Genomic DNA, 19,735 nt, shown 5'->3' on the forward strand with positions numbered 1-19,735 from the left:
ACGATTGTTCTCCGGCGTGAAAGTAAGCTAGTGCGTGGTACCGCGTAGTTTAAGCACGCTGGGAACAAAGACATTGAGCGGCAGGGCCCGGCCATCGCGGGCCTTTTCAACCAGCAGATTAACGCCCTGGCTGCCCATCATTTCGGAATGGATGCGCACCGTGGAAAGCGGCGGGAAGGTAAAACGTGCGGTGGGGATATCGTTCACGCTGATCAGCGAAATATCGTCCGGGATCTTTAGTCCGCGCTCGTGAATGGCACGTAATACGCCAATCGCAATGGAATCAGATGCCACAAATAGCGCAGAGGGGTAATCTTCCTGGGCGAGCATCGTTTTTGCCAGTTCGTAACCTGATGAGCTCGAGAAACCACCGCGCCAGATGTCGTTCTCGGACACCACTCCCTTCAGGCGGCCATATTCAGCAAATGCTATCTCACGAATATCGGCTTTTCCCGGCCTATCCTGACCGCCAATAAAACCGATGCGCGACATGCCCTGGGCAATAAAGAAATCGATCACCTCTTTAGCAATGCGCACCAGGTCAATGTCTACGGCATCGTACTGGCTACCCGGTTCATGGAAGTCAATAAAGCAGAGATTATCTGTCATCGCGCGCAAAGTTTCGCGCGTCGCGTCGGAAGGCTGGCCCACCACCAGGACGCCGGTCACCTTTTTCATTTCAGGCAAAGAATGCCCGAGATAACAATTCGTTAGTTCGATCCCGAGTTTCTCACATTGCGTCTCAATACCGTGGCGAATAGCCAGATAGTAGGGATCGTTAATTTCCAGATCTTGCTGATAGCTGTAGAGAGCCAAAAAATGATGCTGTCCAACGGGATTAGCCAGCATTCTGCGCGAACTGCTGTTTTTGTATTCCAGCTTTTCCGCGATTTCAAGGATCCGCCGCTTGGTCTCTTCTTTCACATTCAGGCTGGGGTCGTCATTCAACACCCGTGAAACCGTCGCCAGCGAAACGCCCGCCTCAACCGCAATGTCTTTCAATGTCGCCATCTTTTTCCCTATCGGACGCAGCTCTTTGTTTGCCACATAGTGTAAAGCAAGCCAAGGGACATGCATCTGTTTTTAGTAAAAATAACCGTTTTTTCAGTCCTAACGGCTAGTAAACTCGATGAAAAAATACCGACGGTAAGCCTTTATGCATAGCAAACGGCGAAGTTCTCTTTTTCACGGACTACTGCGCATAAATCGCCCCATTAAGACTCTTTTTTCCGATGATAAAAAAATAAGAATTATTTTTAACACCCTCACGTTGTTCCACCAGGTGCTTAAGACTAAACAGGGAAAATTAAGTTTGTATTTATTTACTGGTAACAATTTTATCGTTAAAGTTTAGCCCTGCTTAGGGTCATTAAAAAGGAGCCAATCATTAAAAAAACATCAAAAAGACTGAAGACAATAAATAACAACTTCACCTGAAATTATCTGAAGGGAAATTATGCGGTATTACTTTCTATTAGATTCAATACACTTATAAAGGCTTACAGTGTTTAAATATATTATAGAACCGTATTCACAGCCAGTGACAAACTGTAACACAGGCCACATTATTGGCTTTGAAATATTACTTAGGGTGATGAAGGAAACGCCCATTAAAAAATACCTATCACCAGACTCACTGATACACACCTTCAAGTCAAACGTAGAATACAACCACTTGACGATATGCTTAATGAGCCATGTCAATGAGCGAATAGAGGAGATCACTGACAAGCTACCGCCTGATGGCTTCATCAGCTTCAATATTATTCCCAATCAACTATTATCCACCTCTTTCATGAAGTATTTGCTCTCGTTCAGGAAAAAGATAAGAGAAGACATAAAACTCGTTCTGGCGCTGGTGGAAAGCAATGGAGCAATACTGACAGATAGCATGATTGATGCAATAAAATCACTGTCAGAAAACAATATAGATATTGCAATTAATTTTTGCAACAACTCCATATCCATAAAATACATTGAAGCAATGGGGTTTTATATGCTCAAACTCGACAGGGAATTGTCTCTAACGCATGGTAACAGTCTGATTTATGAAAGTACGATAAAATCGTTAGTTTATTTATCCTCTCTGGTCAATACCATACTTGTTGCTGAGGGTGTTGAAACAAAAACCCAAAGAGATTTACTTCATAAATGCGGAGTAAATTATATGCAAGGATACTATTTTGGTGCGCCGATATCAATTTAGAAGACACTACCATCCAGGTCAACTAAATAAATAGAACAATGCAAAAGAAATGGCATTCACTGAATAACAATGACATTCTAATTTAACATTAAGCTACACCATTCCACCACTATTAAATAAAAATTAAATATATAGGAAAAGACCACCCCACGCTTGAGGTGGCATAACGTGTTTTTTTTAAGGAAGCCTGAACCATAAATAAATGGAGCTATATTATCGCTTGCAGAAAAATACCGGAATCCCTCCTCTTAAAAAAAGGTAATCGTCTCCCTGAGGAAGAATATCATAAATCACACTCGACCCTTTGTTATAATAAAACTCCGGCAAAATCCTTTCAATCTTTTCTTTTTCATCACTTAGTTCAACTGTATTTTTTGTTGCAGTCAGTACAAATGATTCTTTAACCCTCTTAACATCAAACATTGTAGAAATAACAATATTACTGACTTTAGTTGAATCACTTTCGAGTACTCCACTTAGAACAGCCGTTCCTTCACTGCCGGAAAATGTCATTCGCGCATTAGCATGAAGCACAACGTCATTGTAGGATACAGAATATACCCCATTACAGCTAAAGTGATTGGCATGATAACGCCGTAGCCCGCCCACCGAGATGACAACAATAAGTAAAAAAACAAGAAATGATATCATCATTAAATATCGTCTATTATTCACACATCAACTCCCCACAAAAAAATAAGCTGACTTGCAACTATTTTTTTTATTGCTTCCCAGCGGCTGCGCACATGAAATAACAGAAATATCAGAAAATAGATTACTGTAGGAAACATAATTCCATGGCGTTCTTTCACATTTGCTGATTAACTTATCGGTAACAAACTTGATATCTCTTTGTGTCGTTACTGAGGTATATATATTGCATCCATCATTATTAAGGTACGCATGATAGCTAAGAAAATACGAAGACTGACGTGATGTACTGGAAACAAATAACACCGAGGCAATGGTAGTCAAGACAGCCAATGAAATGATGACCATAGGATGGAGCATTTTATTTTTTACAACGTCGTTTGCAGCAACATTAACACCAGGAGTTGGCTCTTTTTTTACCTCTATCGGATTTTCATGGCGCTCATGGCTTTCATCATACTCAACTTTCTCCGAAGGAATTTTTTCAACTTTTATCTCGGTATCTATCGAAAAACCTATTCTGGGGATTGTTTTTATTAAATTGAGACCTGGACTTAACTTTGATAGCGCGCGGCGAATGAGCGAAATATTTTGATATAGATTGTTGGGTGTGATCATGCTCTCATTTTCACCCCAGACATATGAGTATATAGTTGCCTGGTCAACGATTCCGTTGCGTGATATTAGCAAAAGAAAGCATTTTGTTGTGGGGGTATTAAGAGTTTCAACATTGGCTTCGTCATCCACACGATACAAAACTCGCTTATCAGGATTGAAGATTATCTCATCATTTATCATATAGTTATATGAACCACTTGAGCTACACTGCTCCATTTCCACTTATCCTTAGTCTCCAATAGGCATGTATTCAACTCCGTGTACTATTCAATTATGAGAAACCACAATAGGCAACAGTACCGGAGAAAGGACCATACCCAAATAATGATCTTAACACAAAGACAAAAAGCTAAACAAGTTAAGGCCCATCTTAATTAAGAGCGGAAATTTAATTTCCTACCCATTCACTTTTACTGTTTTGATTAATAATGATTAATTAATAACATTTTCATTGCTAAGAAATACACCTTCCTGTCTAATTTCCCAACTAACGGATAATGGCGATTGCACTTGCCGGTCACAGACATGATAAATAAGGATCATAGCAATATCATTTCATGATTCTGATTCTGAGGATTTAGCTATAAAAACCTCAGTAGAGTTGTTAAATATTTGTTTGTCATCGGTGTTTTCTTTCATAGCACCGCATTTAAGAAATGGCTTCCAACGGCCTTGACGCTAACTGCATGGCTTTTTTTTGCTAAATAATTTTTTAACACTCAATCTTTTATTTAATGGATAAACTTATGAGCAATACACAACATAAATTGGATAAAGCTCGCCCACCGCGAGTACAAATTACCTATGATGTTGAAATAGGTGATGCACAAACAGCAAAGGAACTCCCTTTGGTTGTGGGTGTGATGGGTGATTTCACCCAAAGTTCCGATACATTGAAAGATCGTAAATTCATTAATGTTGATAAAGACAACTTTAATGAGGTTATGCGTTCAATGAAACCTGAAGCTGAGTTTTTGGTGGATAACACGCTTACAGGTACGGATGGAAAACTGGCCGTTTCGCTGACCTTTAATAGCATTGATGATTTTTCTCCAGACAATGTTGTACGCCAGGTAGAACCGCTTAAAAAGCTCATGGATTTACGTGAGCAGCTTAGCGATCTTAAAAATCGGGCTGCAAGTAATGAACGTCTAAAAGAACAACTCCTGGAAATGGCTACAGAGCAAAATACCTTAGCAGGTAAAACTGAGATAGGTGGGGACGATCAAGAATGAGCACCGAACAAATGCAGGAAGCAGTGGTAGAATCCTCGTTTAACGATGATTATCTTAATCAGGTTATCGATAATACCCAGGCTATTCGTCGTGAGTCCGACCGCGACCGTATGAAGTCTCAGCTGAATAATTTCCTGTCCGAAGTCCTTTCCGGCGAAGTTGTTATCTCCAGCGATCTGATTGGCAGTATTGAACAGCGAATTGCCGCTATTGACGCCCTGCTGTCTGAACAAGTGAGCCAAATTATTCATGCTCCAGAGTTTCAGAAAAAAGAATCTTCCTGGCGCGGTTTGCATAAACTCATCCAATCCAGCGTAACTGAAAATACGCAGGTTCGCTTGCTGCAATGTACCAAGCAGGATCTGATTAAAGATTTTAAATCCGCCAGTGATTTTGACCAGTCGATGCTCTTTAAGTGTGTTTACGAAAGTGAGTATGGCACATTTGGTGGCACACCTTTTTCTGCCTTTGTCGGTGATTTCCAGTTCGACAATACCCCTCAGGACATCTCTTTACTGGAGCAAATTTCGCACGTTGCCGCTGCGGCACATGCACCGTTCCTTAGCGCCGTAGCCCCTGGCATGCTGTCAATGAATGATTTCTCGGAGATCCCACGCCCGCGCGATCTTGCAAAAATGTTCGACACTACCGACTACGCCCGCTGGCGTTCTTTCCGTCAAAATGACGACAGTCGCTATATTGGCCTTACGCTGCCTCGCGTCCTTGGCCGACTCCCTTACGGTACAAAAACAATCCCGGCGGACACTTTCACTTTTGAAGAGTCCATCAAGGAAGACGCCGCAGGACAGGATTACCTCTGGATTAACTCCGCGTGGGAACTCGCGGGTCGTATTGTTGAATCATTTGAAGAATATGGCTGGTGTGCATCCATTCGTGGTGTAGAAGGTGGCGGACTGGTTAAGTCACTGCCGGCTTATACCTATGTTTCTGAAAGCGGAGAGCGCACTTTGCAGTGCCCAACGCAGGTAGCCATTTCCGATCGTCGCGAAAAAGAACTGTCCGATCTTGGTTTTATTCCCTTAGTACATTGTAAAGGCACCGACTATGCGGCCTTTTTTGCCGTACAGTCTATTAATAAGCCACGTCTTTACAACTCCGATGAAGCAAATGCCAACGCTCGCCTATCAAGCCAACTACCTTATTTGCTTGCGACATCCCGTTTTGCGCATTACCTCAAATCTATCGTCAGGGACAAAGTCGGTAGCTTTATGTCCCGCAGTGAATGTGAGGAATATTTGCAGAAGTGGATCATGCAATATGTCGTCGCCTCAGATAATGCAGGCCCTGAAACCAAAGCACGTTTTCCACTCCGTGAAGCCCAAATTAATGTTGTAGAAGTACCTGGATTACCGGGTACATACAAAGCAATTGCATGGTTAAAACCTCATTTCCAACTTGAGGGATTAAGTATGTCTCTACGCCTGGTAGCTGAATTGCCATCTGCTGCGGGAAAATTATTTCATGTTGTTAATATCACCACTAGAGGAAGTTCTTTATGGCTAAATTGCAAGATTGCCAATTTATTGAAGTTAAGATTGATGGAAAAACCATTGCAGGCTCTTCAGAAGAGAAGAAATACAGTAAATGGATGGAGGGCTACGCCCCTGCTGGCCTGAATACTTTTTCTGGCCCTGATGGAACCTATTTTGACTCCGTTCAGATGTCTATTCTGGTAACGAAAGAAACCAGCAAGATATTTGAAAACTATCTAAAAAGAGGTCACAAAGACGTTACGATTACCATCGTACATCGTGGCTCTGATAAATTTGACGCAGACTATGAAATACAGCGCGCTGTATATTCCACTTGTACAATTCAAAGCCTTAGCTTTGAAATGCGTGACCAACTTTTCATTAACCTGACCTTTTCATTTGAAGGAATGGTTGAAGTTGTCTTTAACGTTGCCAATGCTACAGAATCAGGCCTCGATAAGATTGGACCGATTAAATATAGCATTCCAGAAAAAGTGCTGAAATAAAAATCTCCCGCCCATAGTCCCTATGGGTGGGAACAGGAACGCCATAATGATACCTTCGCTTCTTTCCAGACTCAGTGATAATCATCCTTTTGAACTTGAGGATGATTACTACTGTGAAGAAAGGCCAGAGGATACATTATTAAAAGAGTTGATGATGCTGCTGACTTCCCGCTCACGCACTCCGGACATTGAAACGGTCCAGTATGTTAACGCATCGATATTAAATTATGGCATAGACGAATCATTCAGCAGAGTACATGAAGTAAATACGCGTAAATCAACAATAGAAAAACGCTTAATGAATACTATTGACAGATTTGAACCCCGTCTGACAAGCATTTCGGTAGCAAGCCATACGGGCAATAACCAAAACATTATTTTCACTCTGCAAGGATATTACGATCAATCCCCTGTGCTCTTCGAGCTGGAATGGGACGACTGTAACGGAAGATTTTATCTCCATGAATAAATTACTTTCTTATTATCAGAAAGAACTTCGTTTTTTAAAGGAACACGGAAAGGTTTTTGCATACCGTTTTCCGAAAATCGCGCGTCGTCTCGGATTTGTTGAAGGTGAGTCAGAAGACCCTCATATCAGTCGCCTCATTGAGTCTTTTGCACTATTAACATCCCGCATCCATCAACGGCTGGATGATGACATCCCCGAAGTTGTTGATGCATTACTCAACACCCTTGCACCTCAATTTCTACGGACATTACCGTCAACGTGTATTGTAACGATCACGCCGGATACTTTGCGTTCCGGGATTACTGACAAAAATAGGTTTGATGCAGGTACGTCTCTTTTTACACGACAAAGCCCAGAGCTGCCTTATCAATTTCAAACAATCTATCCGGTAACGTTGTTACCTTTGTCTGTTAACGAGGCAAAACTTAGTTTTGACAGCGATGCGTTAAGCTGGAAGCTACAATTACTTTTCCAGGTTTGGCCTGGAGCAAAACTGGCTAACGAGCGAGTGCGTATTTATCTGCATGGTCCTGTTAATGCCGTAAATACGCTTTACACTTTACTCTGCTCTGAGGTTGAAAGGTTATTTCTCCGCCAAAATGATATCAGCATATCTTTAGAGCCCCATGTATTGTCCTCAGTGGGATTTGATGCTGGTGAAGCGCTGCTCACGCCAGATCCCCGGATCGCCCCCATTCATATCTTATTAATGGATTATTTCTGGTTTCCACAGAAGTTCTCTTTTATCGACATTCAGCTTCCTGATGGCTTCAGCGTACAGGGCAATGGGGTATTTGAATTACAGGCAGTAATAAAACGGAATGCATTAACTGAACGTCTGGAAAAACTGGCCGGATTAGTCGACAAAAACTTTTTCCGCCTCAACTGCACGCCAGCCATTAATCTATTTCCGCAGCGAGCAGAACCGATCACGCTGACCAATAGCCAGCCAGACTATCCCATTGTGCCCGATGCTCGTCATCAAAATCAGATTCATGTGTGGGCAGTGCATCAAGTTTCCCTGCAGCGGAAAGTGAATAACACTATTGAACATCTGCCCGTGCAGCCTCTCTTAGAGAGCCACGTTGCCTCCGCCAACGAGCAGGACGCTGGACTTAGCTGGCAGGTATTACGTCGTGAACTCCCCACTGGAAACAGTCTGGAATTAAAACATTTTATCGCATTTAGCGAACATAAAACGCGTCAACCTTCTGAAAGCCCAGAAATTATTACCATCAACACGACCTGTACTAACCACGGGCTGCCACATCAACTGCAGTATGGTCATCATGAGGGCGATTTTGACTCCTCAGCCCCTATTGCAGGATTGAAGATTACCAGCCTCACGCACCCTACCAGCCCGATAAGCCCACTGGAAAAAAGCGCTCTGCGCTGGCGTTTCCTTTCACAGCTTTCACCCAATCATCAGTTGCTGGATGGCGCGCATGGGGCTCAACGCCTGAAAGATATGCTGGCACTTTACAATATTGCAGGAGACACCGAAAAAGCCCGCCTGGTCAATATGATAAAGCACTTATCCTGTGAACCCGTGACGGCCAGGCTGATTAGCAACGATCCTCACTCGCTTGCACGGGGAATATCAATATCCCTCACGTTTTGCCACGATGCGTTGGGAGAACCCGATTATTACCTGCTTTGCTGCTTACTCGATCGCCTGTTGGCGCTTTACGCACCGGTCAACAGCTTCACCCGCCTGACAACCGTCATTGAACAAGAATCACAAACCACGCGCATCTGGCCCGTGAGAGCGGGGAGACTGTCATGGCTATGATCCCCGTTATCAGCAAATTCAACTGGTACCAGCAGATCCGCTTGCTGCTACGTAAGCTGAGAAAGGGCAATATTCCTGATGAAAAGCTGCTTGATGAAAAACTGCGAATAACATCCACGCTTTCGATGGATGCACCCGATGGGCAAGTCGAAGCCCTGAGTCAGGCCTCTCATGATGCCCCCATCGCAGTTAGTACCTGGATCAACGGATTAACGGGTGCAATGGGTGCACTTCCAACGGCGTATACGGAATGGATGATTGAACGCCAGTACCGTTACAGCGATCTCAGCGCTAAAACCTTTATCGATCTCTTCGGGCACCGCCTTTACTGCCTTGATTACCTGGCATGGCAAAAGCATCACCTTTGCGCCCAGGCAGAATCTCAAGAGGAAAAACCGCTGCAGCTTGCGCTGCTATCGCTAACAGGCCTGCTGGCTGAAGCTAACGCGCAGGCGCTAACAATGCATGCCTCTCTTTTTTCATCCCCCGTGAGATCAATGGTGAATCTTGAGCGCTGGCTTAGCCAAAGATTTGGCGTTGAGGCCAGCATCGTGCCCTTCACTGGCGGATGGCGCGAAGTGAAAAAAGAAGAGCGCTGCCAACTAAATAACCCAACCCAAACATTATCCACGGCGCCAATGATTGGAAGCGCGCGCCTCGAAGTCCATTCCCATTTCGACGTGATACTTGGCCCCATGTCACCAGAAGTATCACGCCAGTTCGCCTCTTCAGGCCAGGCCAGAGAGGCCGTCTGGTCTTGCATCCGGGACTATGTCGGTCCCGTGGTGGATTTCTCTGTCTCTCTGGTAATCAGTAGCGCCAACCTGGCGCCGCGTGGGCTTGGTATGAGTGCCTTAGGGTTAGATCTCTGCGTTGGACAAAATAACGAGTCGCACTTGCATCTGGTACGGCTCCCTGCCCCTGTCCTCTCATCAGGATGTACTTCATGTTAAATAGCAATCAACTTAAAACGGATCAGGAAAACCACTTCATTCGGTGGAATGGGGATATTGCCAACGACCTGCGCCTCGTTTCTCTGGCTGGAAAGGAGTCGTTGTTCGTTCCTTATGAATACGAACTCCATTCGTTGACGCATAAAAAGGAAGCGGAATTACTGCGCTGGCACGGGCAGGAAGTTTCCTGCCAGATAGGGGGCGGCGGTAATGAACTCCCCCAGCGCGTTTTGCATGGCGTTGTGACCCGGATTCGCTATGCCCAACGCACATCTGAAGAAGGCGAATGCATCCTGACGCTCGAGCCTGCATTTTCTCAGCTGAAACACGGCCGGGGAATGCGCGTCTGGCAAAATATCAGCGTACCGGATCTGGTTCATGACTTGCTCAATGAACACAAGATTAGCCAGCTAGACCTTCAGCTCAACGGCACGTATGACAAACGCGAATATTGCGTGCAATACCGCGAATCGGCCTTTGACTTTATTCAGCGGCTTTTGCAAGACGAAGGGATCTACTACTACTTCAAACACAGTGAAAGCGGGCACACCTTAGTCCTGACCGATCACGCAGCCGGCCATAAGCCGACGCCTGGAAAAGCGTTGCTCTGGCACCATCATGGCGATGTGATTTCTGAGGGCACCATCACCAAACTTGAGTCCTCGGCAACGCTGCTTCCTGGAGGCGTGGCGCTGCATGGCGTCAATATGCAGCAGTCTGCTGCAATTGAAGATCTACAAAAAACCAGCGGCAAAGCGGCTAACAACGAGTCCGTCATGTTTGTCGACATCACCCCGCAGGGTGAACGCGCGCTGATTACTCAGGAAGCCAAAAACACCCTTGCGGCCTATGAAGCCAATAATCAGTTCTTTTCTGCAACAGTGCAGGCTCACTGGTTAAATGCAGGGGAAACGTTTGATCTTAAAGAACATCCCGCCGGAGACCAGGCATACCTTATCCACGCGATAAGCATTGTGGTAAGCAATAATTTTGATGGCAGCAGCAGTAGCCAATGCCAGATTGAAGCCACCCACGCCGACAAGCCCTGGCATCCCTCTTTTCTCCACCAGCAGCCTCAAATCCCAGGCATTCTGACGGCCACCGTCGTCGGCCCCGACTCGGAAGAGATCCACACCGATGAGTATGGCCGTATCAAAATCCAGTTCCCCTGGGATAAAGAAAACAAAAACGACGATGCCAGCTCCTGCTGGGTGCGCGTGGCGCAAACCTGGGCCGGTGGGAAGTTTGGGGCGCAGTTTATTCCCAGAGTCGGTAGCGAAGTTCTGGTGAGCTTTATCCAGGGAAATCCCGATTATCCCCTGGTCACCGGTACGGTCTACAACGGTCAAAACAAACCACCTTTCGACCTGCCGGCGCAAAAAACACAGAGCGGATTCGTGACCCGCAGTGCAACAAAAGGCAGCGTCGAAGACGGGCACCGCCTGAGCTTCGACGACAAAAAGGGCGAAGAGTTAATGACCATTGTCGCTCAGAAGGATCTCGAGCTGACCGTTAAAAATGATGTTACCAGCACCATCGCAGCCAACCGCAGCACCGAACTCACCAAAGGTAATGACCTGCTGCTGCTGAAAGAGGGAAATTTGAACCTCACCCTGGAAAAAGGGAACTGGCAACAGGAAATCAGCGGGAACATCACCACCAAAATTAAAAATGGCCACTACATCCTGGACGTCGCAGGCGGCAGTGGCAGCGTCAAAGTGGAGAAAGCGCTAAGCATTGAATCCACACAGTCTATCGAACTAAAAGTCGGCAACAACAAGATAGCCATTTCAACCAGTGGCATCACCATCAACGGTGCAGCATTCAAGGTTGAAAGCAGCGCTGGCGCTGAATTGAAAGGCGCCATGGTGAAAGTTGAAGGCAGTGGAACCGTCGAACTTAAAGGCGCGATGGCCACCGTTTCTGGCAGCGGCATGACCACTATCTCTGGCGGCATTATCAACATTGGATAAAAACAAACCATGACACAGAACGAATTCAATCCAGACAAGCTGCTGGAGGAAGGTCGGTGGGAGGAGGCTCTAACATGCTGGGCACATTCCCTGCCCGCCAATCGACTCGGTTCGCAGCTCGTCGCATTGCTTCGCGAAGCCGTTCCGCCGAGCTTACATCCACTCCTTAGCGAGATGAATCAGCAGTTTAGCCAGTACGATAACGCGCGCAGGTGGCGTATTTTTGAACAGGCTCAAAGCCAGGATCTTAACTCCCCCACAGGTGCCCTGGCACTTTCGCTGTTTTGGGCCAACGGTAGCATGAGCCCAGACGATCTGCCCCCGGTGTATCCCGAGCCGCAGCTTTCCTCCCGGATGCTTGAGTGCGCGCTCGTTATGCTGGCCGTCGAGCTGGGAGAAACTCCCGTTGAAGGCGCTCGTCACCTTATACAGCGATGCCTGACTAAGGAGGCTTCCTGATGGCTCAACCTGCAGCCCGCGTCTCTGACATGCATGTCTGCCCGATGGTCGCACCGGGTCTCCCGCCTCTGCCTCATGTAGGCGGCCCCATTTTACCCCCCGGCGCTCCCACCGTGTTGATCGGTGGGTTACCCGCGGCGACGGTAGGTTCAATGGCAACCTGCATAGGCCCGGTCGACGCCATTGTGATGGGCAGCACAAAGGTGCTGATCGGCAAAAAACCAGCAGCGCGTATGGGCGATAGCTGTGCCCACGGCGGCACCATCGTGGCCGGATGTCCCAAAGTATTAATTGGATAATTGAGGTTCTCTATGCAGTCAGATTTTTCAACTCTGCTGGCACCAATATCGCTCGACAACCCTATGGGAAATCACCTCGAGTATGAACCCGTCTTCGACCAAATCCGCGAGGCGCGAGAAAGCGATGAGGACGATCTTCCCCAAGGTGATTGGGCCGTAAGCGAGCCTCGCCAGGCGGACTGGCATCTTGTTCAATCCTTGAGTGAACAAGCGCTGGCGGAACAAAGTAAAGATCTGCAGCTTGCGTGCTGGTTTGTCGAAGCAACATGCCACCAGAAAGGGCTGGAAGGCCTGCTGGGCAGTATTGATTTTCTGAGTGAGTTCATGACTCGCTTTTGGTATCAATGCTGGCCGTCGCTGGAAGAAGAAGGTCTCACCATCCGCCGTAGCAAGCTGGTGCGGTTGGATCGCGAGCTCAATCAAATTTTATTTACCCAGCCGATGCTGCGCCAGACCAACACCACCCTGGCAAAATGGCGGCAAATCCTCGCCTTTGAACACAAAATCAATAGCAACCCGGAGTCCCTTGATGCGCTGATAGAGCAAGAAGGGGACCTGACGATGGCGACCTTTGACAAACAGGCCACCGCATTTTCCTCCATTGAAATCAGTCAGCAGGCCGCTCGGGTAGAACAAATCACCACCCTATTGAAATCGCTGGAAAGTCGCTATGCCTCGCTGAGCCAGGATCAGGAGGGGGAATTATTTACCCTAACCCGCCAAACGCTGAGCGATCTTAGAGACTACCTTCAGCGCCTGACACAGCGTGCGATCCCACTTCCTGATGAAGCCCTCACGCTTACCCAAGTTCTTGAAGACTCTCCGCCGCAGTCAACAGAAGCGCCAGTGCGCCATTCACCACAGGCAATGAGCCGTGAGCTTGCCATCAGCCAAATGTTGGCGATCGCGGCCTATTTTCGCCAGTCAGAACCCTCCAGCCCGGTTCCTTTCCTGATGGAAAGAGCCGCACGCTGGGCAAACATGACGCTAACTGACTGGCTGCAGGAAATGATCGAAGACAGCGGCAGTATCAGGGAAATCAATAATGTACTGACAGGAAAAGTGGACTGATGCGCAGAGCAACCATGTTAATCGCGCTCCTCTCCATCGTGTTACTAAGCGGCTGCGCTGCCGATGCCGACTCACAGGCATCTGAAAAACTGGCTATAGAGCAGGTTAAAGCACCTTTTTCATCCGGGGCCATCACGGTGCAACTTCAGGCAGATCCGGATCTCAATTCTCTGAATGGGATTGCAAACAGCTGCACCGTTTTGATTATTCAGGCAAACAAGGCTGAGACGCTAACACAGCTATTTTCAACGCCCCTGACGCTGAAAAACCTGTTCCGTGCCGCCGGCAGCCATAACGACATTCTCAAGATAGATCGCTACGCCGCCATGCCGGGGCAAAACGCCACTCTGCATATAGACCGCAGCGAGAATACGCGCTTTTTTGCCGTCGTGGCGGGGTATTACCCCTTTCCACAGAGTCAGCATATGGCCCTCGTACCCGTGCCCGTCACCAGCACAAAATCAGGCTGGTTGCGGCCTGGCTGGCAAGCACATCTGACCCCCGTCACGCTGAATATTCGGCTTGGCAGCGACAGTATTAGCCAGCTCTCCGGGGCAGAAAAAGCCCCCTTCACGCTCAATAACACCGCGCCAACGGACACAGGAGAATAACGTGTATCCAGAACTTCAACAGATCTACTGGTACTCCGGCGTGTACCTTCAGCCGCAGCATCTACAGTCGGTCGATTTACACCACAACTATATGTTGGCGCGGCATCGCCAGCTGTCGCAACCCTGGAACACCGGCCTTATTCACTGTGATTTCAATCCTGAAACACTGGTGGACTTCACCCTCAAGATAGACCGATTGCAGGCTATATTGCCGTCCGGTGATTATCTCGAATATCCCGGAAATTGCTTTTTACAGCCTCGCATGTTCCGTGAAGCCTGGAAGCAAATTGAAAAGCCCTTCACGCTTTGGCTAGCTTTACGCCGGTTCGATCCAGGCCATGCCAATGTTGGGGACTCCCCCAACAGTCGATGGCTAAAACCTCGCCAGGAAGATGTCATGAAAGACGTTTACTTCAACGGCCCGGAATGTAGCGTATCCCGAATTTTATATAATGTTCAGATCCTTAGTGACGATGAAAAAGCCTCCGTCGTCGACTGTGAATTTTTACCTTTATTAAGGCTTCGCTATGAAAATGACAGGGTAGTCATCGATCCAAACTTTGCGCCTCCCGTAATCACGCTGAATGGGTCGCCGGCGCTAAAAACGCTCCTGGACGGTTTGTATGCTGAACTGGCTAATCGCGCGCACCAGCTAGCGGAGTACAAACGTTCGGATCAGCTCAAAAATGCCAGCTCGGGGGACATGACTCAACTGCTGGTCATGCGTTCATTAAACCGCGCTCTTCCTCTGTTACAGCATTGCTGCCGCGTATCCTCCATGCATCCATGGCACATTTATGGGCAGCTGTTGCAGCTTATCGGTGAGCTCTCCAGCTTTAGCGAACAGTGTTCTTTCAACGGTGAGTGGGAAGGTGAAACCCCTTTACTGCCGTACGACCATTTCAACCTCTGCGCCTGCTTCACCAGCGCCAGAAAATTCATTCTTGCCCTTCTGAATAACCTGACGTTAGAAGACAACACCTGGGTGTCGTTAGTCTCAGACGAGCAGCGCGTTTTTTACGGCGATTTGCAGGCATTACCGTGGGAAAAAACCGGCAATGTTCTCTTAATGCTAAGTTCAGAAACCGCGTCCAACCCGGACAGTTCAAACTTTAAAGTTGCCGCAAAATCGGCCATTCACACCTTGATTCAGCATGCCCTACCGGGCATTCCAGTTTCCCGGCTAACGCCAACCCCACGAGGCGTACCTAACCGTAAAGATGCTTTCTACTTCATGATACAAAAGCAAGATGACCTATGGAAAAGCATTGAAAATCAAAAAAATATTGTTTTTTACTGGGATGACGCACCCGACGATCTTGTGGTTCAGGTGATTTTTATGGGGGCGGAATAATGCAGCTCCTTGACAGCTATCTTCCGGTATTCAAGCAGGTATTACATATCACGGGGGGAAACGAGCTGACCGACTATGAGCAAAGCCGTCAGCTCTGCATCAAGCTGTTCGAAAAAGCAGAACAGGACGCTGCGTTACAGGATACCTGCGGGGATGAAAAAGAAGCGGCACGTATCGCCGTTATCGCCTGGCTGGATGAAGCCATTCTCAGTTCTGACATTCCCTGGCGGCATCACTGGAGAAGTGAGCTGCTGCAGCGGAAGTATTTAAATATCACAACGGCAGGAGAACTTTTTTTTACTCAGCTTGAGAAGCTTAACCCCGCGTATGGCCAGGCACGCAAAGTGTTTCTCTTTTGCCTGCAGCAAGGTTTTCAGGGCCAGTACAGCACGTCTGAAGACAAACAGCCTCTTCATATCGTGATCGAAGAACAGCGAAAACTTTGCTTGCCCGAAAAATGGCAAAAATGGCCGAATGAGGCGGAAATCATGCCGGAACGAATGCCAAAATCCACCTCCATCTCCCAGCGGCTGCGCCCGCTTCTTTTGGCCGCGCTGGGCGTATTCCTGCTTTATTCGATTCTCTTTTTCGCCCTTTACGATATGTCCTGAATACTATGCTTAAAAAATTAGCGTGTTTTACCGGCTGGCTGCTGGTTCTTTGTTTCTCGGTTTTATTTAGCTTTACCCTCGGCTTATGGCAAAACTGGAGTACAACCTCAATACTGGTCTTTTGCCTGTCAATGCTGCTCCTTACCGTCTTGTTATGGTGCGCTGGGCATGGCCTTGTTCTGATAATAAAGGGCAAAAAAGGGCGACGCCTCTTTGAAAAATATCGTCTTTCCCGCCGTGAATTTGTGCTGAAAGCGCACTGGAAAACCGGGGCCAGCATTATCAAAGGGGCACGCCGTCAGCGAGAGACAGTCCCGCTATATTTGATATTGGGCGATCGCTGCGGAAAGAGCACGCTGTTGGCCAGCGCTGGTTTGCCAACATTTTATAATAGCGCCGATGATACCGAAATAAGACCAACCAGAACGCTGCGCTGGTGGTTCTTCCGCCAACTTTGCGTCCTGGACGTCTCCAGTAATTTTCTCTCCGGTTCACCAGCTATCGCCCAGGCATGGAAAAGGCTGGTGCAATGGTGCACAAGCATGCCAGCCCCCGCAGGCGTGATTATTGCGATTACGGTAACTTCGCTGCTAAACCAGGATCTTAGCGCATTGCATTCACTTATCCGCCAGCAAAGAGCGCTTCTCGAGCCGCTGGTTCGTCGTTTTGGTGAACAGCTGCCGCTGCATATTTTAATCACCCAATGCGATCGTTTTCCCGGCTTCAGCCTTTGGGCTCAGCAGCTCTCCTCTGAGCAACGCCTACAGCCGTTGGGCTACACATGGAGCCAACCCCCGCATATAGATGGGCAAGATGAGCAGATCCTGCAACCGCTGTTTTCAGCGTTAAGACAGGGTATGTCACACATCAGGCTCAGCATGGGGCGCTCTGACGATCTCACGGCAACTGAATACGCCACGCTACTCGACTTCCCGGAAGCGTTCTCCCGGCTGGAGCCTTCACTTTGCTATACCGTGGCGTCTTTGTGCGAACCCAACGCGTATTTTCGACACACCACTCTCAGCAGCATATGGTTCTGTGCGACGGAACCTTTAGAGGAAAATCGCAGCCGCCGGACGGGGCTTTTTATTCATCATCTACTGGCCCACCATTTAAAAGATCTTGGCCTGCGTCGGGGCAATCAACACTGGTTCCAGCGCTCCCATGCCAGAAAAATATGCTCCGTTGCAATCGCATTTATCGCAGTTTGGATCACGGCCAGCGCGTGGCTAAGCTTTGACTATCTAAACGCCAAAGCCCCCCAACAGTCCCCCGATAGCCTGGCGGCATTTTTAGCCAAAGATGAAGCGCGACATTCTCTTTCCCCTCGCTATCTGCCGTTTTTGCCTTTACTTGAGCAGCGGCGAGAGAAAGCAGAAACACGTTTAGTGCAGTCGCCATCCAGTAAACGTCAACCAGAGGCTGCTCTGGATGCCTATCAATGGCAGGTATTACGTGCGGCCCCTGAAGAGCAGCGAGATCTTATCCTCTCCCTGGCCAATGCGGTAATTACCTGGCAGCAAATGCGGGCTGGCGCCACGCTTGATGAACTGCAAAAAAACGCATCGGTAAAAGAAGCCTTGCTGCAGCGTGATTACCCACAAACGCTCTCTCCGCTGACTGTTATGGCGATAGAACGCCACTTCATGCGCAGCCCGGACGGCGAAAAGTGGCTGCATACGGCCCAACGGCTGCTGGAGAGTTTAGTGAATCACGATCCTGCTCTGCAGTGGCTCGTTGCACCTGGCGCTATGCCATCCCCACTTCAGGCAGCGGCCTGGTGGCCGTCGCTCTCCGATTCGATAGCGCTCTCAAGTCTCTGGACACTCGAGGGCGAAAAAACCTATTTCGGGTGGATAAATACCCTGGAAAAAGCGGTCGCTCATCCCCTGCCTATTCTTACGCAGGAAAAAATGCGATGGCCGGCACGGCGACAGGATGCCTGGCAGCGATATCTGATTGAGGTGAGCGCCCATTTGTCTCCCACAACGCCCTCAAAGGTGTCGCATCCGCATCTCATCGCAATGGGGCAAAATAAAAGTGCGGCGATGCAATTTATGCACCGCACACTGAACGAACTTCAGGGCATAACGGCTGCCCAGGCGCAGCCATGGCTGCAAACGCTTCGCCAGCTTCAGCAACTGTCAGCCGATGCAAACACCAGTGCCATGGTACGCCGTACCAGGCAAATAGACAGGCAGGTTCGCCAGTCTTTTATCGCCTGGCTACAAGGCAGAAAAGATAACAACATCCCCGGCGGTTCCGCGCCCGCCGATCGGGCATGGCTTCACTGGCAGGACGTTCGAAACAAAGCCGTCAAAGAGGCCGTATCACAGGGGAGCCCTGACGCACACCTGACCCGAGCCCTTTTTGCAAAAAATGATAACGGTGACGGTAATCCGCTAACCGATTTATTACCGGCTCTCACCGCGCTTCAGGAACACCTGACACCTCAGAATACCGACGCAGGAATCAACGCCGTATGGCTGTTTTATCAAAATGATGCCCGCCGCTTAGCGGCGAATGCCATCCATCAGAGCGCCTGCTGGCTTAATGAACAATGGAAACGATCTGTCATCTGGCCCCTGGGGAAAAATAACGAAACCCGTGACTACGAACAGCAGCAGGCGCTAAGCCAACAGCTGGTAGGCGATTTTTTGCGTGGCCCCGCCAGCCCTTTCCTCGCAAAAGCTAAAAACGGCCTGGGGGCAGTCAGTTTTACCGGCATACAGGCTCCTCTGACAGAGGAGTTTATTCATCTCGTCAGGCACAATTTTTCGGCAGAAAAGCTTCTGGAAGTTCAGGACCGGCAATCAACGCGAGACGGAGACCAAATGGCGGCGTTGGTGGCAAAAGTGGCCACCCTGGAAGGCGAACAAACCACGCTGTCGAAAAAAATCTGGAAGCTCAGTGTCGCCAGTATGCCAGCCTCCGTGCCAGGTGGCGCACAGCTAGTGCCTACCGGTACGCAGCTAACGCTGAGCTGCCAGAAGGGTGAACAGAAATTTCTCAGCATGAACTTTGCCGACAAACATGACTTTAGCTGGCAGCCCGGCCAGTGTACTGACGTCACTGTCAGCGTCATTTTCCCTGGGTTCACCGTCCACCATCGCCTTTATGGCGAAGACGCCTGGCCGGCCTTCATTCGCCGCTTTAATTCCGGCGAAGCATTATTCCAAAGCGATGAATTTGGCGACGATGAAGACTTGCTCAAACAGACCGGAATCAAACATCTGCTGGTGCGTTTTGCCCTCTCCGACACGAACCAACTGGAAACGGCCTGGCAAAGCTGGGATGCCCTGGCGCAAAACATTGACAGTCTTAACACGCAAATTGCCGACCTTGCCTTTCGTTCAGAAACACAACTTAGCAACCCTATTTCAGCGCTGCCCGGCGATATCGCTCAGTGCAATTAATACCTGATGGGAGAAATG

The 19,735-nt window shown here is 48.3% G+C and carries 18 protein-coding genes; 15 read left to right on the forward strand and 3 right to left on the reverse strand.

Annotation, left to right across the window (positions count from 1 at the left end; all coding sequences use genetic code 11):
• Positions 1–27: 27 nt before the first annotated feature.
• Positions 28–1,011 carry a transcriptional regulator EbgR gene (gene ebgR, locus WFK85_RS13470; RefSeq protein WP_336708381.1) on the reverse strand — a complete coding sequence of 328 codons (984 nt, stop codon included), beginning with the start codon at positions 1,009–1,011 and terminating at the stop codon, positions 28–30.
• A 493-nt stretch (positions 1,012–1,504) separates the two neighbouring features.
• Here ebgR and WFK85_RS13475 point away from each other — a divergent pair, with 493 nt between their 5' ends.
• Positions 1,505–2,206 (forward strand): EAL domain-containing protein, encoded by a 702-nt coding sequence (locus tag WFK85_RS13475; protein WP_336708379.1) that lies wholly within the window; start codon positions 1,505–1,507, stop codon positions 2,204–2,206.
• A 213-nt stretch (positions 2,207–2,419) separates the two neighbouring features.
• Here the strand turns inward: WFK85_RS13475 and WFK85_RS13480 are convergent, their stop codons facing one another.
• Both WFK85_RS13480 and WFK85_RS13485 read right to left on the reverse strand, forming a co-directional pair.
• Entirely contained in the window at positions 2,420–2,881 is a 462-nt protein-coding gene (locus WFK85_RS13480; RefSeq protein WP_157141386.1) for a hypothetical protein, read from the reverse strand.
• Between the two features lie 3 nt (positions 2,882–2,884).
• Positions 2,885–3,691: a winged helix-turn-helix domain-containing protein gene (locus tag WFK85_RS13485; RefSeq protein ID WP_336708376.1), complete on the reverse strand. Its 807-nt coding sequence runs from the start codon at positions 3,689–3,691 to the stop codon at positions 2,885–2,887.
• Positions 3,692–4,221: 530 nt separating this feature from the next.
• Between WFK85_RS13485 and tssB the strand changes: the two genes are divergently transcribed.
• The 14 genes from tssB to WFK85_RS13555 are packed head-to-tail and all read left to right on the forward strand — an operon-like array spanning position 4,222 to position 19,717.
• The gene (gene tssB, locus WFK85_RS13490; RefSeq protein ID WP_166994513.1) at positions 4,222–4,710 is read left to right on the forward strand and encodes a type VI secretion system contractile sheath small subunit; all 489 of its coding nucleotides are present in this window, start codon (positions 4,222–4,224) and stop codon (positions 4,708–4,710) included.
• Between the two features lie 11 nt (positions 4,711–4,721).
• Positions 4,722–6,347 (forward strand): type VI secretion system contractile sheath large subunit, encoded by a 1,626-nt coding sequence (tssC, locus tag WFK85_RS13495; RefSeq protein ID WP_442892287.1) that lies wholly within the window; start codon positions 4,722–4,724, stop codon positions 6,345–6,347.
• Entirely contained in the window at positions 6,236–6,709 is a 474-nt protein-coding gene (locus WFK85_RS13500; RefSeq protein ID WP_336708448.1) for a hypothetical protein, read from the forward strand. The genes tssC and WFK85_RS13500 overlap by 112 nt, the downstream gene beginning before the upstream one ends.
• 46 nt (positions 6,710–6,755) lie before the next feature.
• Positions 6,756–7,178 (forward strand): GPW/gp25 family protein, encoded by a 423-nt coding sequence (locus WFK85_RS13505; RefSeq protein WP_336708373.1) that lies wholly within the window; start codon positions 6,756–6,758, stop codon positions 7,176–7,178.
• Positions 7,171–8,970 carry a type VI secretion system baseplate subunit TssF gene (gene tssF, locus WFK85_RS13510; protein ID WP_336708371.1) on the forward strand — a complete coding sequence of 600 codons (1,800 nt, stop codon included), beginning with the start codon at positions 7,171–7,173 and terminating at the stop codon, positions 8,968–8,970. Before WFK85_RS13505 ends, tssF begins: the two co-directional genes overlap by 8 nt.
• Complete coding sequence (gene tssG, locus WFK85_RS13515) at positions 8,961–9,923, forward strand: type VI secretion system baseplate subunit TssG (protein WP_336708369.1); 963 nt, start codon at positions 8,961–8,963, stop codon at positions 9,921–9,923. The genes tssF and tssG overlap by 10 nt, the downstream gene beginning before the upstream one ends.
• Positions 9,917–11,896 carry a type VI secretion system Vgr family protein gene (locus tag WFK85_RS13520; RefSeq protein WP_336708368.1) on the forward strand — a complete coding sequence of 660 codons (1,980 nt, stop codon included), beginning with the start codon at positions 9,917–9,919 and terminating at the stop codon, positions 11,894–11,896. Before tssG ends, WFK85_RS13520 begins: the two co-directional genes overlap by 7 nt.
• Positions 11,897–11,905: 9 nt before the next feature.
• On the forward strand, positions 11,906–12,355 hold the full coding sequence (locus WFK85_RS23640) for a DUF6931 family protein (protein ID WP_008455958.1): 450 nt from the start codon (positions 11,906–11,908) through the stop codon (positions 12,353–12,355).
• Positions 12,355–12,654, forward strand: a complete 300-nt coding sequence (locus WFK85_RS13530; protein ID WP_336708366.1) for a PAAR domain-containing protein — start codon at positions 12,355–12,357, stop codon at positions 12,652–12,654. Before WFK85_RS23640 ends, WFK85_RS13530 begins: the two co-directional genes overlap by 1 nt.
• 12 nt (positions 12,655–12,666) lie before the next feature.
• A complete protein-coding gene (gene tssA / locus WFK85_RS13535) occupies positions 12,667–13,725 on the forward strand; it encodes a type VI secretion system protein TssA (protein ID WP_166994497.1) in 1,059 nt (352 codons plus the stop codon).
• Positions 13,725–14,336 carry a type VI secretion system lipoprotein TssJ gene (gene tssJ / locus WFK85_RS13540; RefSeq protein WP_336710336.1) on the forward strand — a complete coding sequence of 204 codons (612 nt, stop codon included), beginning with the start codon at positions 13,725–13,727 and terminating at the stop codon, positions 14,334–14,336. The genes tssA and tssJ overlap by 1 nt, the downstream gene beginning before the upstream one ends.
• Before the next feature lies 1 nt (position 14,337).
• On the forward strand, positions 14,338–15,690 hold the full coding sequence (gene tssK / locus WFK85_RS13545) for a type VI secretion system baseplate subunit TssK (protein WP_336708363.1): 1,353 nt from the start codon (positions 14,338–14,340) through the stop codon (positions 15,688–15,690).
• Complete coding sequence (locus tag WFK85_RS13550; protein WP_336708361.1) at positions 15,690–16,301, forward strand: DotU family type IV/VI secretion system protein; 612 nt, start codon at positions 15,690–15,692, stop codon at positions 16,299–16,301. The genes tssK and WFK85_RS13550 overlap by 1 nt, the downstream gene beginning before the upstream one ends.
• Positions 16,302–16,306: 5 nt before the next feature.
• Complete coding sequence (locus WFK85_RS13555) at positions 16,307–19,717, forward strand: type VI secretion system protein (RefSeq protein ID WP_336708359.1); 3,411 nt, start codon at positions 16,307–16,309, stop codon at positions 19,715–19,717.
• Positions 19,718–19,735 lie beyond the last annotated feature (18 nt).

It is taken from the genome of Cedecea sp. VD22, assembly GCF_037150195.1.
GTDB lineage: Bacteria > Pseudomonadota > Gammaproteobacteria > Enterobacterales > Enterobacteriaceae > Cedecea.